Genomic DNA, 11,949 nt, shown 5'->3' on the forward strand with positions numbered 1-11,949 from the left:
CCGACAAGGAGCCTAGAGTCGCGCCGTGGCCATCGCGTGGGCCAACTCCGGCGGAATGTCCGGCACCCGGGCGATGGCGTCCAGCAGCGCGTGCGCGCACGCGTCGGCCAGGCGGTCGGCGTCAGTCGTCGGATCCATGATCCGCTGGCGGCAGATCTCGAAGGTGAACGCCAGCCAGCCGTAGATGATGACCCGCAGGTCCCGCTCGACCGTTGGCGTGAGTTCCCGCCCGGGCACCGTGCGCACCAGGTCCTCGATGCGCGACATGATGTGTTCGAGCTGGCGGTTCTTGGCCTCGTCGTCGATGCCGAGCAGGACCGGGTCGGACCGGCCGAGGCCGACGTAGGCGGCCCACGCGGCCTCGGGGTTCTGCTGGTGATACGCCATGTAGGCGAGCACGCCGGTCCGGATCTCCTCGAACATCGTCATGCCCTCGGGAACCGGGTTGTTGGTGGCCGCGTAGAGGCGATCCGCCTCGTCCTTGACCACCGCGGCGAAGAACGCCCGCTTGTCGGGGAAATAGTGGTACATCAGCGCGCGGGACACCCCGGCGCGTTCGGCGATCTCGTCGATACGGACTTCGTCGTAGGGCCGTTTCCCGAATACTTCCGCCCCCAGAGCGAGCAGCTCAGCGCGTCGATCCTCGGGGGATAACCGCCTCCTGGCTGTTGGCATGTGTCAGATAGTACTCACGCAGGTCATGCGGCCCGCCCCGCCGCGTCGAACCCGCGGACTCGGGTTTATCCGAGTCTCGGCCCGGTAACTAAAGCGACGCTGCGAACGATGAACACCCAGAGCAGGCACGCTCACGGCCGGATTGGGGGATGGGAGGGCGCCCATGCAGAGGGCGGACGAGCGATCGCCCGGGGACCACCTGGGACACGACGACCGCGAGGTACACGCGGCGATCCGGTTCGCCGTCCTGGCGGCGGCCGCCGGGCTCGGCTTCCTCGTCATGGCCGCCCTGTGGGTCAGCACCTGCCCGGGGACGACCGTCGACACGGTCGCCTGCGGCGCCCCGCAGCGGACGCTGCTGGCCTGCGGCGGCCCGCTGATCTTGCTGGTCGCCGGACTCTGGGCCTTCCTGCGCACCTACCGGGTGTGGAAGGCGGCGGGCACCTGGTGGGCGTGGCACGGCGCCGGCTGGTTCCTGTTCACGCTGATGGTGGTGACGGTTTCGCTCGGCGTGTCCCGCATCGCCGGCCCGGTCCTGCCGCGCTAGGCGTCGGCAAACTCCCGGTCCCGGCGCCCTCGTCAAACCGCTCCGCGAGGTCTACCTTTAGAGATGCGACCCATTCTGAGCTGCACAAAGCTGCATGAAGGCCTCCGAAGATCTGCGATAGGAGCAGCCATGGGAGACACGTATCACGACCCCATCGACCATCTGCGAACAACGCGTCCGCTCGCCGGCGAGTCCCTGATCGACGTGCTGCACTGGCCCGGCTACCTGCTCGTCGTGACGGGCGTGACCGGCACCTGTGCCAGCCTGGCGGGCTTCGGCAGCGGGCATGGGCACGAGGGCATGACCGCGGGCCTGATCGCGATCGTCGTCACCGTGCTGGGCCTGCTGTGGGTGACGGTCGAACACCGGCGAATCCGCAAAATCGCGGATCGCTGGTATGCCGAGCACCCCGAGGTTCCCCGGCAGCGCCTGGCCAGCTGAGCCGAGCGGCGTGACCCTCGCCATAACCCCGGATCACTGGGTTATTTGCGCACGCGAGTGGGTACAAGAGCTAGACCATGATGAGTGTCGTAAGGATTGCGTCAGCGTGGTCTCCCGATCATCGGGGCGAGAATCACGACGACACCGGCATATACGACGACCGCGAGAAGACGACTACCGCGAAACGAGCAATATGACCAGCGTGATCCCGGCGATCACCGCGACCCGCCGCAACCGGCGTGTCGCGGCTGGCCTCCGAGCGCTCCATACCGGACCGGATACCCGGCGGCCATCATGACTAACCGATTGGAGCCTACGGTCCACGGCAGGCTGCAAAGCAGTAATACTGTCAGTCAAACGTCGCCGGGAGACCATATGACCGATGCGGGATCGCGCGCCAACCAACGTCAACGCGGCCACCGGGCCGTCGAGCTGCATGTCGCGGCACGGCTGGAGAACCTGGCGATGCTGCGCACGTTGGTCGGCGCGATCGGCACCTTCGAGGACCTCGACTTCGACGCCGTGGCCGACCTCCGCCTCGCGGTCGACGAGGTGTGCACCCGGCTCATCCGCTCGGCAACCCCGGACGCCACGCTCGTCGTCGTGGTGGACCCGCATGACGACGAACTGATCGTCGAGGCGTCGGCGGCGTGCGACACCCACGACGTGGTGGCCCCCGGCAGCTTCAGTTGGCACGTCCTGACCTCGTTGGCCGACGACGTCCAGACCTTCCACGACGGGCGCGAACCCAACGAAACCGGCAGCATCTTCGGTATCAAGCTGACGGCGCGACGGGCGGCCTCCAGCAGGTGACGGCGCGAGCTGCCGGAGGTTCGGTCTCACGACCGAACGAGTACGCCGACGTCCCGGACATGTTCCGGGAGTTGGCCACTGTCGCACCCGACTCGATGGAATTCCAGCGCCAGCGGGACAAGATCGTCGAGCGGTGCCTGCCGCTGGCCGACCACATCGCCCGCCGCTTCGAGGGCCGGGGGGAGCCCCGCGACGACCTCGTCCAGGTCGCGCGCGTCGGGCTGGTCAACGCGGTGGTCCGCTTTGACGTCGGCGCCGGCACGGACTTCGTGTCCTTCGCGGTGCCGACGATCATGGGGGAGGTCCGCCGCCACTTCCGCGACAACAGCTGGTCGGTCAAGGTGCCGCGGCGACTCAAGGAGCTGCACCTGCGGCTGGGCACCGCCACGGCCGAGCTGTCGCAGCGGCTCGGCCGCGCGCCCACCGCGACGGAGCTGGCCGCGGAGCTGGGTATGGACCGCGCCGAGGTCGTCGAGGGCCTGGTGGCGGGAAGCTCCTACAACACCCTGTCCATCGACAGCGGGGGCGGGGGCGACGACGACGAGGTCCGGGCCATTGCCGACACCCTGGGCGACGTTGACACCGGATTGGACCGGATCGAGGACCGCGAGTCGCTACGCCCGATGCTCGAGGCGCTTCCCGAGCGGGAGCGAACGGTGCTGGTGCTCAGGTTCTTCGAGTCGATGACTCAGACGCAGATCGCCGAACGGGTCGGGATCTCCCAGATGCACGTGTCGCGGCTGCTGGCCAAATCGCTAACGCGCCTGCGGGACCAGCTCGAGTAGCGTGTCCTGCTGCCCGAACTCGGCCCGGACCTTCGGCAGCAGGGGCTCCTGCGAGGGCGTCGTCACCGGCAGGGTGCCGTCCGGGTCGCAGATGCGCAACAACCTCGACACGGCCGGGCTGGGCACCATGGCCCACTGGACCTGCGCGCCCGAGCATACGACGTTGATCCGGTGCAGTGACGAAAAGCCCGCGGTGCCAATGAATTCCAGGCCTCGCAGGTCCAGGATCACGCGGCGGCAGCGGCTCACGCTGTGCTGCACGTACGCGGCGAGCTGATCGGCGTTGGAGGCGTCGAGCTCACCGTCGACGGTGATCACCGTGCCCGCCGCGTCGAAGCGGGCCCCGAACTGAGCGGTGCGGCCTTGCGGCCAGGATTGAGCCACAGACATTGCTTTCTCCATCAGTAGCGGAGGATGTGCTGTGGATAACGTCAGGGCGCCGAGTGCGCCGATGCAGGAAGTTCACCTCCACACGTCCTGACGTGATCCGACGGCTGTGAACTCAACCTGTTTTCAACGCTACTCGCTGTCGGACGGGTGAGACAACGATTCAGATCAGGTTCACTTGATCTCGGCGAGCACCGTGCCCTGAGTGATGGCGGCGCCCGCCTCGACGGCGAGTCCGGTGATCGTGCCGTCCTTGTGCGCGGTGACCGGGTTCTCCATCTTCATCGCCTCGAGGACCACCACGAGGTCGCCGGTGGACACCTCCTGGCCCTCCTCGACCGCGACCTTGACGACCGTGCCCTGCATCGGCGCCGTCACCGCGTCACCGGAGGCCGTCGCGCCCGCGTGCGACCCGCGCTTGCGCGGCTTCGGCTTCTTGCGGATGACGCCGGCTTGGCCAGCGGAGCCGGCTGAACCATCTGTGAGCGCCAGGTCACCGGGCAGCGACACCTCGAGCCGGCGGCCGTCGACCTCGACGACGACCTTCTGGCGGGGCCGGGCGTCGTCCTCGTCGAGGGGTTCGGAGGCGGTGAACGGCTCGACGGTGTTGTTCCACTCGGTCTCGATCCAGCGGGTGTGCACGGCGAAGCCGTTCTCGTCGCCGATGAACGCCGGGTCGGACACGACCGCACGGTGGAACGGGATGACCGTGGCGAGGCCCTCGATTTCGAACTCGTCGAGCGCGCGCCGGGCGCGGGCCAAGGCCTCGTTGCGGTCGGCGCCGTACACGATCAGCTTGGCCAGCATCGAGTCGAACTGGCCGCCGATCACCGAGCCGGTCTCGACGCCCGAGTCCAGCCGCACGCCGGGGCCGGCCGGCGGGTGGAACTTGCTCACCGGGCCGGGGGCCGGCAGGAAGCCGCGGCCGGCGTCCTCGCCGTTGATCCGGAACTCGATGGCGTGGCCGCGCGGCGTCGGATCCTCGGTGAGGTCGAGCTTCTCGCCGTTGGCGATCTTGAACTGCTGCAACACCAGGTCGATGCCCGCGGTCTCCTCGGTGACCGGGTGCTCGACCTGGAGGCGGGTGTTGACCTCGAGGAAGGAGATCAGGCCGTCCTGACCGACGAGGTACTCGACCGTGCCGGCGCCGTAGTAGTGCGCCTCCTTGCAGATCCGCTTGGCCGACTCGTGGATCTCCTTGCGCTGCGCGTCGGTCAAGAACGGCGCCGGAGCCTCCTCGACGAGCTTCTGGAAGCGGCGTTGCAGCGAGCAGTCGCGGGTGCCCGCGACGACGACGTTGCCGTGCTGATCGGCGATCACCTGGGCCTCGACGTGGCGGGGCTTGTCGAGGTAGCGCTCGACGAAGCACTCCCCGCGGCCGAACGCGGCCGTCGCCTCGCGCACGGCCGATTCGTACAGCTCGGGGATCTCGGCGACGGTGCGGGCCACCTTCATGCCCTTGCCGCCGCCGCCGAACGCCGCCTTGATCGCGATCGGCACGCCGTACTCCTCGGCGAACGCCACCACCTCGTCGGCGTCCTTGACCGGGTCGGGGGTGCCGGGCACCAGCGGCGCCTGCGCGCGGGCCGCGATGTGGCGGGCGGTGACCTTGTCGCCGAGGTCGCGGATGGACTGCGGGCTCGGCCCGATCCAGATCAGGCCGGCGTCGATCACGGCCTGGGCGAAGTCGGCGTTCTCGGAGAGGAAGCCGTAGCCGGGGTGGATGGCGTTGGCGCCGGACTTGCGCGCGGCGTCAAGGAGCTTGCCGAAATCCAGGTAGGACTCCGCGGACGTCTGACCGCCCAGGGCGAACGCCTCGTCGGCCAGCCGCACGTGCGGCGCGTCGGCGTCGGGCTCGGCGTACACCGCCACGCTGGGCAGGCCCGCGTCGCGGGCCGCGCGGATCACCCGGACAGCGATTTCGCCGCGGTTTGCGACGAGCACTTTGGCGATCCTCGAGCTGGCGTGACTGGCCACTGCGCCTCCCTGGTTGGCCTCTGTCGCAGACGATGTTCTGCGCGCTTCTCTAAGAGAATTTCTTACCGCTTTGTCTCGGGAAGTTTAAGCGCCGCGCCGTAGGGGCGATGAGGCGGTGTCGGGTTTCGGGGTTACTCGGCGGTAGCCCGCAGGTGCCGTTTGATGCGGGCCAGCATGGCCGACATGCCGCGCAGCCGCAGTGGGCTGATCAGAGCGGCCAGGCCCAGCTCGGTGTAGAAATCCTCGGGCACCGCGAGGATGTCGGCGGCCGGTTGCTCGTCGAGGCCGGCGGCCAGGATGGACGCGAAGCCGCGGGTGGTGGGCGCCTCGGCGGGCGCGCTGAAGTACAGCCGCACGCGGTCCGGGTCGCTGGCGTCGACGTGCAGGAAGAGCGGCGTCTGGCATTCGGGCACCGGCTCCATGGCCGCCTCGGCCAGGTCGGGGGGCAGGGCCGGAAGCTCGTTGGCGAACTCCAGCAGCAGCGTCAGCTTGTCCTGGCCCTCGACTTCGGCGAAGTCGGAGACCACCTCGGCCAGCGGCGCGGGCATGCTCATCGGGCGGGGACGGCCCCCGGCTCCTCACCGCCGACGATCGGGACGCGCACGGTGTTGCCCCACTCGGTCCAAGACCCGTCGTAGTTGCGCACCCCAGGCTTGCCCAGCAGGTGCGTCAGCACGAACCAGGTGTGGCTGGACCGCTCGCCGATGCGGCAATACACGACGGTCTTGTCGTCCGGGTCGATGAAGTCGTAGAGCTCCTCGAGTTCCGACCGGCTGCGGAACCGCCCCGAATCGTCGACCGCCTTGCTCCACGGGATCGACCGGGCGGTGGGGATGTGGCCGCCGCGCAGCACGCCCTCCTCGGGGTATTCCGGCATGTGGGTGCGCTTGCCGGTGTACTCGTCGGGCGAGCGGACGTCGATCAGGGGCTGGCTGCCCAGGATGGCCAGCACATCGTCCTTGAACGCCCGGATGGGCTCGTCGTTGCGCGCCACCACGGGATATCCGGTGCTCGTCTTGGTCGGGACGTCGAGGGTGGTCTCCCGGCCCTGGCTCAGCCAGAGGTCGCGCCCGCCGTTGAGTAGGCGGACATCGGGATGTCCGAACAGCGTGAAGACCCACAGCGCGTAGGCAGCCCACCAGTTGCTCTTGTCGCCGTAGATCACCACGGTGTCGTCGCGGGAGATGCCCTTGCGGTTCATCAGGTCGGCGAACTGCTCGCCGTCGATGTAGTCGCGGACCCGCGGGTCGTTGAGGTCGGTGTGCCAGTCGATCTTCACCGCGCCCGGGATGTGGCCGATGTCGTAGAGCAGGACGTCCTCGTCGGATTCGACGATCGCGAGACCGGGCGCACCCATGTTGGCCGACAGCCAGTCGGCGGTGACCAGTCGTTCGGGGTGGGCGTATTCCGACAGCGAGGGGTCGGGATCGGGGGGTAAAGGCACGTTGCCGAGCCTACCCATCGCAAGTTGCCGCCGGGCGCTCATCCCACGTTGCCGCCGAACGTCGACAAGATGTAGCGCCGTCGACCCGATCGGCGCACCAAGTCGACGTTCGACATCGGCTTCATCGGCTTCCACCGGCTTCCACCGGCTTCATCGGCTTCCATCGGCCCGGCGTCCGCGGCCACGACACATAACCGGTTGCGACGACGCGCCGGTCGGGCTCGCAGACGTTTATGTCTCGCGGTGGGCGGCGTCGGCTTCCGAAGTGGCCGCCCACAGCGCGGCCACCGACAGCCCGGACCGCGCCAGCATCCTGCGCAGCAACGGCAGGCTCAGCCCGATCACGTTGGAGGGGTCGCCCTCGATCCGGTCGACGAACCAGCCGCCCAACCCGTCCAGCGTGAACCCGCCGGCCACCTGCAGGGGTTCGCCGTGCGCGACGTAGGCCCGCAGCTCGGCCGGGTCGGGCTCGGCGAAATGGACTGTGGTGCAGGCGGATTGAGTCCAGCGATGGGTGACGGCACCGCCGGACATCCGCAGCAGGCAGTGCCCGGTGTGCAGCCGCCCGGAGCGGCCTCCCATCAGGCGCCACTGGTCCAGCGCCGCCTCGGCCGATCCGGGCTTGCCGCAGAGCCGGCCGTCGATGGACAGCATCGAATCACAGCCGATCACCACGCAATCCGCGGCGATGGGGGGCTCCAGGTCGCCGGCCACCCGCTCGGCCTTGGCCTCGGCCAGAGCCGCCACCACGGCGTCCGGCGAGGGGTCCGCCCCGAGGGCGGCGGTGAGCGCGTCCTCGTCGACGCCCGACACCCTGACCAGCGGGTCGACGCCGGCCTGGCGCAGCACGGCGCGCCGGCCCGCCGACGCCGACGCGAGGACCAGCCGGGTCACTGCTTCATGTGCGTCATCTGCTGCAGGGTGAGCCGCTGGTAGTTCGACATGGCGTACCGCAGCCGGTCCACGGGAAGCCCCCAGCGGGTGCTCTCCGGCTGGGCGGGCTCGGGCCCGCCGCCAACGCTGCCCAGCACGGTGATCAGGGCGGCCAGCTCCGCGTCCGTCGGGTGTCCCCGGAGGATGCGGATGTGCGGCTCGTGTGCGGATTCGGTTGGCGCGGAACCATTTTCGTTGGCCACAGCGTCCTCACTCACAGCGGGATGTTCCCGTGCTTCTTCGGGGGCAGGTGGGAGATCTTGCGTTCCAGCAGGCGCAGCGCCGTGCCGATGTAGCCGCGGGTGTGCGACGGCGGGATGACGGCGTCGACGTAGCCCCGCTCGGCGGCGACGTACGGGTTGACCAGGGTATCCTCGTACTCCTGCTGCAACTGCAGTCGCAGCGCGTCAACGTCCTTGCCTTCGGCGGCCGCCTGCTTGAGCTGCTGCCGGTAGACGAACCCGACCGCGCCCGAGGCGCCCATCACCGCGATCTGCGCGGTGGGCCAGGCGATGTTGACGTCGCAGCCCATGTCCTTGGAGCCCATGACGCAGTAGGCGCCGCCATAGGCCTTGCGGGTGATCACCGTGATCTTCGGGACCGTCGCCTCGCCGTAGGCGAACAGCAGCTTGGCGCCGCGCCGGATGATGCCGTTGTACTCCTGGCCGGTGCCCGGCAGGAAGCCCGGGACGTCGACCAGCATGATGATCGGGATGTTGAAGCAGTCGCAGGTCCGCACGAACCGGGCGGCCTTCTCCGACGCGTTGATGTCCAGGCAGCCGGCGAACTGGGTGGGCTGGTTCGCCACGATCCCGACCGGCCGGCCGTCGATGCGGCCGAACCCGACCACGATGTTCTGCGCGTAACCGCCCTGAATTTCCAGGAACTCGTCGTCGTCGAGGATCCGGGTGATCACCTCGTGCATGTCGTAGGGCTGGTTGGGCGAGTCCGGGATGAGCGTGTCCAGCTCGAGGTCCTCGTCGGTGAGGTTCTCCTCGATTGCCCCCTCGGGGGCGGGCACGGCGTAGCGCGGCGGGTCGGTGGCGTTGTTGGGGGGCAGGTAGCTCAACAGGTCGCGCACCCAGTCGAAGGCGTCCTGCTCACCGGACGCGACGTAGTGCAGCGTGCCCGATTTGGCCATGTGGGTGTGGGCGCCGCCCAGCTCCTCCATGGTGACGTCCTCGCCGGTGACGGTCTTGATGACGTCGGGCCCGGTGATGAACATCTGGCTGGTCTGGTCGACCATGACCACGAAGTCGGTCAGGGCCGGGGAGTAGACGTGCCCACCCGCGGCGGCGCCCATGATCAGCGAGATCTGCGGGATGACGCCGGACGCCAGGATGTTGTTGCGGAAGATCCGGCTGTACAGGCCGAGCGAGACGACGCCCTCCTGGATGCGGGCGCCCGCGCCATCGTTGATGCCGATCAGCGGGCGGCCCGTCTTGATCGCGAGCTCCTGGACCTTGACGATCTTCTCGCCGTACACCTCGCCGAGGCTGCCGCCGAACACCGTGGCGTCCTGGCTGAAGATGCACACGTCGCGGCCGTCGATGGTGCCGTAGCCGGTGATCACGCCGTCGCCGAGCGGGCGGTTGTTCTCCAGGCCGAAGTTCGTGCTGCGGTGCCGCGCCAGCGCATCGAGCTCGACGAACGAGTCCTCGTCGAGCAGGGCGAGGATGCGCTCGCGGGCGGTCAGCTTGCCCTTCGCGTGCACCTTCTCGACCGCCTCTTCACCCACCGGGTGCAGCGACTCTTCCCGGCGCTTGTGCAGCTCGGCCAGCTTGCCCGCCGTGGTGTGGATGTCGATGGTGTGCTCGGCTGCGGGCTCTGCGGTATGAGCGGAGTGGTCGGTAACGCTTGTCATGGGAGTCGATGGTATCGGCTGTCCCCGGCGGGGCTCTTAGGCTGGGCGGTGATGGACTCCGAAGGGTTGACACCGCCGCTGGACCAGGCCGCGCTGCGCGCCGAGCTGATCGGGACCGGGCTGGGCTGGCGACAGCTCGACGTCGTCGGGCAGACCGGTTCCACCAACGCCGACCTGCTGGCGCGCGCGGCGTCAGGCACCGACATCGCCGGGTCGGTGCTCATCGCCGAGCACCAGACCGCCGGCCGCGGGCGGCACGGCCGAGGGTGGGTGGCCGCCCCCCGGGCCCAGGTCACGATGTCGGTCGGTGTAAGCGTCGTCGACGTCCCCGTCGCCGGGTGGGGCTGGCTGCCGCTGGCCGCCGGCGTGGCGGTCGTCGATGCGGTCGCCCCCCTGCTCGACGGGACCGGGATGTCGGTGGGCCTGAAGTGGCCGAACGACGTGCTGGCCGGCCCGGCGGGATCGGGCGGCAAGCTGGCCGGCATCCTGGCCGAGGTGTCGCGGCCGGTGGTGGTGATCGGCTTGGGGCTCAACGTGTTTCAGGCGCCCGAGGATGTCGACGGGGCGACGTCGCTGGTCGACCTCGGCGTGGTGGCGCCGGACCGCCATTGGCTGGTGTGCGTGCTGCTGCGCGAGCTCGGCCGGCGTATCGTCGCCTGGCGCGCCGCCCGCGGGGCGGACTGGGCGCTGGCCGCCGACTACCGCGCGCGCAGCCTGACGATCGGCAACCGCGTCCGCGCCCATCTCCCCGGGGGCAAGGAGGTCGTCGGGTCGGCGACCGGCATCGACGACCAGGGGCGGTTGTGCCTGGACGCCGGCGGCGAAACCGTCGTCGTTTCGGCCGGTGACGTCGTGCATCTACGTTAGGAAGCGGTAGCTTCGTGCCGTGAGCTATCCGGACAACGCCCTGGCCGCCGGCGAGCAGGTGGTCATCCACCGCCACCCGCACTGGAAGCGGCTGATCTGGCCGGTCGCGGTCCTCATCCTGACCACCGCGCTGGCGTCGTTCGGGTCCGGTTACGTCAACTCGACGCACTGGGAGCAGATGGCGAAGAACATCCTGCACGGTGTCATCTGGGGGATCTGGCTGGTGATCGTCGGCTGGCTGACGCTGTGGCCGTTCCTGAGCTGGCTGACCACCCATTTCGTCGTCACCAACCGGCGCGTGATGTTCCGGCACGGCGTGCTGACCCGCACCGGGATCGACATCCCGCTGGCCCGAATCAACAGTGTGGAATTCCGCGACCGGCTTTTCGAGCGAATGTTTCGAACGGGGACGCTGATTATCGAATCCGCGTCACAAGACCCATTGGAGTTTTACGACATTCCGCGCCTGCGTGAAGTGCATGCGCTGCTGTATCACGAGGTTTTCGACGACACCCTGGGCTCGCCCGGATCCTGAGCGTCGCCCAGCTGAGACCGCCGGCTGGCCTTGTTCCGCCAGGCCCGCAGCAGGGTGACGTTGCCATTTTCCAACTCGCCCTCTAAGGCGTCCTCGAAGACCTCGGCGATCCCGCCCGCGGTGAGCGCGGACTCCAGCGCCTTGTCGGGGTTGCGCGCGAACTCGTCGGGGAACACCCAGCGCCGAAACGCCCAGAAGCGGAACGCCATCTGCATCAGGTTGCCGATGATGTACGCCGAGATGAAGTCGGCGATGTTTTCCACGGTCAGGGACACCGTCGGCACCCGCAGCTGCAGCACGTAGCTGGAGAACCAGAGCGGCGCCATGGACAGCAGCACGCCTACGCCGCTGAACGCGAAGAACAGCAGTGCCTCGTGGTGACGCTCGCGGCCGCCCCGGTCGCGGAAGCTCCACTCCCGGTTCAGCACGTAGGAGGCGATGACCGCGACGATCCCGGCGATGACCTTGGCGGTGACCGGCTTGGACTCCAGAACCGTGAGCTTCAGAGTGTAAAAAATCGCCGAGTCGATGACGAACGTCGTGCCACCGACGATCGCGAATTTGATCAGTTCGTGGTGGCGCAGTAAATAGGGCTGAATGGCCTCGGGTAGACGCGCGATTGCGGCTTCGGCGAAGGACACAACACGTCAGCATACGGTTGGACACAAAAACGACGCAAAA

15 protein-coding genes are annotated in these 11,949 nt (G+C 68.7%); 6 read left to right on the forward strand and 9 right to left on the reverse strand.

The window, feature by feature from the left end; translation table 11 throughout:
• Positions 1-12 precede the first annotated feature (12 nt).
• The gene (locus G6N56_RS23655; protein WP_085255938.1) at positions 13-675 is read right to left on the reverse strand and encodes a TetR/AcrR family transcriptional regulator; all 663 of its coding nucleotides are present in this window, start codon (positions 673-675) and stop codon (positions 13-15) included.
• 163 nt (positions 676-838) lie between these two features.
• Between G6N56_RS23655 and G6N56_RS23660 the strand changes: the two genes are divergently transcribed.
• The 4 genes from G6N56_RS23660 to G6N56_RS23675 all read left to right on the forward strand — a co-directional run bounded on the left by G6N56_RS23660 (position 839) and on the right by G6N56_RS23675 (position 3,261).
• Positions 839-1,222 (forward strand): hypothetical protein, encoded by a 384-nt coding sequence (locus G6N56_RS23660; RefSeq protein WP_085255939.1) that lies wholly within the window; start codon positions 839-841, stop codon positions 1,220-1,222.
• A gap of 129 nt (positions 1,223-1,351) precedes the next feature.
• On the forward strand, positions 1,352-1,663 hold the full coding sequence (usfY, locus tag G6N56_RS23665) for a protein UsfY (protein WP_085255940.1): 312 nt from the start codon (positions 1,352-1,354) through the stop codon (positions 1,661-1,663).
• 375 nt (positions 1,664-2,038) lie between these two features.
• The gene (locus G6N56_RS23670) at positions 2,039-2,476 is read left to right on the forward strand and encodes an ATP-binding protein (protein WP_085255941.1); all 438 of its coding nucleotides are present in this window, start codon (positions 2,039-2,041) and stop codon (positions 2,474-2,476) included.
• The gene (locus G6N56_RS23675; protein ID WP_085255942.1) at positions 2,473-3,261 is read left to right on the forward strand and encodes an RNA polymerase sigma factor SigF; all 789 of its coding nucleotides are present in this window, start codon (positions 2,473-2,475) and stop codon (positions 3,259-3,261) included. Before G6N56_RS23670 ends, G6N56_RS23675 begins: the two co-directional genes overlap by 4 nt.
• Here the strand turns inward: G6N56_RS23675 and G6N56_RS23680 are convergent.
• From G6N56_RS23680 to G6N56_RS23710, 7 genes are all read right to left on the reverse strand, one after another.
• Positions 3,232-3,663, reverse strand: coding sequence for an STAS domain-containing protein (locus G6N56_RS23680; RefSeq protein WP_085255943.1), 432 nt, complete (start codon positions 3,661-3,663; stop codon positions 3,232-3,234). The two genes, G6N56_RS23675 and G6N56_RS23680, sit on opposite strands and share 30 nt — an antisense overlap.
• A gap of 159 nt (positions 3,664-3,822) precedes the next feature.
• On the reverse strand, positions 3,823-5,625 hold the full coding sequence (locus G6N56_RS23685) for an acetyl/propionyl/methylcrotonyl-CoA carboxylase subunit alpha (protein ID WP_085255944.1): 1,803 nt from the start codon (positions 5,623-5,625) through the stop codon (positions 3,823-3,825).
• Positions 5,626-5,756: 131 nt separating this feature from the next.
• Positions 5,757-6,179, reverse strand: a complete 423-nt coding sequence (locus tag G6N56_RS23690) for a SufE family protein (protein ID WP_085255945.1) — start codon at positions 6,177-6,179, stop codon at positions 5,757-5,759.
• Positions 6,176-7,069 (reverse strand): sulfurtransferase, encoded by an 894-nt coding sequence (locus G6N56_RS23695; RefSeq protein WP_085255966.1) that lies wholly within the window; start codon positions 7,067-7,069, stop codon positions 6,176-6,178. Before G6N56_RS23695 ends, G6N56_RS23690 begins: the two co-directional genes overlap by 4 nt.
• Positions 7,070-7,300: 231 nt before the next feature.
• A complete protein-coding gene (locus G6N56_RS23700; RefSeq protein WP_085255946.1) occupies positions 7,301-7,963 on the reverse strand; it encodes a Maf family protein in 663 nt (220 codons plus the stop codon).
• Positions 7,960-8,220 (reverse strand): acyl-CoA carboxylase subunit epsilon, encoded by a 261-nt coding sequence (locus tag G6N56_RS23705; protein WP_085255947.1) that lies wholly within the window; start codon positions 8,218-8,220, stop codon positions 7,960-7,962. Before G6N56_RS23705 ends, G6N56_RS23700 begins: the two co-directional genes overlap by 4 nt.
• Positions 8,217-9,866: an acyl-CoA carboxylase subunit beta gene (locus G6N56_RS23710; protein ID WP_085255948.1), complete on the reverse strand. Its 1,650-nt coding sequence runs from the start codon at positions 9,864-9,866 to the stop codon at positions 8,217-8,219. Before G6N56_RS23710 ends, G6N56_RS23705 begins: the two co-directional genes overlap by 4 nt.
• A gap of 51 nt (positions 9,867-9,917) precedes the next feature.
• Here G6N56_RS23710 and G6N56_RS23715 point away from each other — a divergent pair, with 51 nt between their 5' ends.
• Both G6N56_RS23715 and G6N56_RS23720 read left to right on the forward strand, forming a co-directional pair.
• On the forward strand, positions 9,918-10,733 hold the full coding sequence (locus G6N56_RS23715; protein ID WP_085255949.1) for a biotin--[acetyl-CoA-carboxylase] ligase: 816 nt from the start codon (positions 9,918-9,920) through the stop codon (positions 10,731-10,733).
• A 19-nt stretch (positions 10,734-10,752) separates the two neighbouring features.
• Positions 10,753-11,268 carry a PH domain-containing protein gene (locus G6N56_RS23720; protein WP_085255950.1) on the forward strand — a complete coding sequence of 172 codons (516 nt, stop codon included), beginning with the start codon at positions 10,753-10,755 and terminating at the stop codon, positions 11,266-11,268.
• On the opposite strand, the gene G6N56_RS23725 is transcribed toward G6N56_RS23720, so the two are convergent.
• Positions 11,226-11,909, reverse strand: a complete 684-nt coding sequence (locus G6N56_RS23725) for a GtrA family protein (protein WP_085255951.1) — start codon at positions 11,907-11,909, stop codon at positions 11,226-11,228. The two genes, G6N56_RS23720 and G6N56_RS23725, sit on opposite strands and share 43 nt — an antisense overlap.
• Between the last annotated feature and the right edge of the window lie 40 nt (positions 11,910-11,949).

Origin of the sequence: Mycobacterium saskatchewanense (assembly GCF_010729105.1) — a bacterium.
Classification (GTDB): Bacteria; Actinomycetota; Actinomycetes; order Mycobacteriales; family Mycobacteriaceae; genus Mycobacterium; species Mycobacterium saskatchewanense.

Bases quoted from the DNA above. Each gene is read 5' to 3' on its own strand.
- G6N56_RS23655 (WP_085255938.1), bottom strand. From the start codon at position 675: ATGCCAACAGCCAGGAGGCGGTTATCCCCCGAGGATCGACGCGCTGAG.
- G6N56_RS23660 (WP_085255939.1), top strand. From the start codon at position 839: ATGCAGAGGGCGGACGAGCGATCGCCCGGGGACCACCTGGGACACGAC.
- usfY (WP_085255940.1), top strand. From the start codon at position 1,352: ATGGGAGACACGTATCACGACCCCATCGACCATCTGCGAACAACGCGT.
- G6N56_RS23670 (WP_085255941.1), top strand. From the start codon at position 2,039: ATGACCGATGCGGGATCGCGCGCCAACCAACGTCAACGCGGCCACCGG.
- G6N56_RS23680 (WP_085255943.1), bottom strand. From the start codon at position 3,663: ATGGAGAAAGCAATGTCTGTGGCTCAATCCTGGCCGCAAGGCCGCACC.
- G6N56_RS23690 (WP_085255945.1), bottom strand. From the start codon at position 6,179: ATGAGCATGCCCGCGCCGCTGGCCGAGGTGGTCTCCGACTTCGCCGAA.
- G6N56_RS23710 (WP_085255948.1), bottom strand. From the start codon at position 9,866: ATGACAAGCGTTACCGACCACTCCGCTCATACCGCAGAGCCCGCAGCC.
- G6N56_RS23715 (WP_085255949.1), top strand. From the start codon at position 9,918: ATGGACTCCGAAGGGTTGACACCGCCGCTGGACCAGGCCGCGCTGCGC.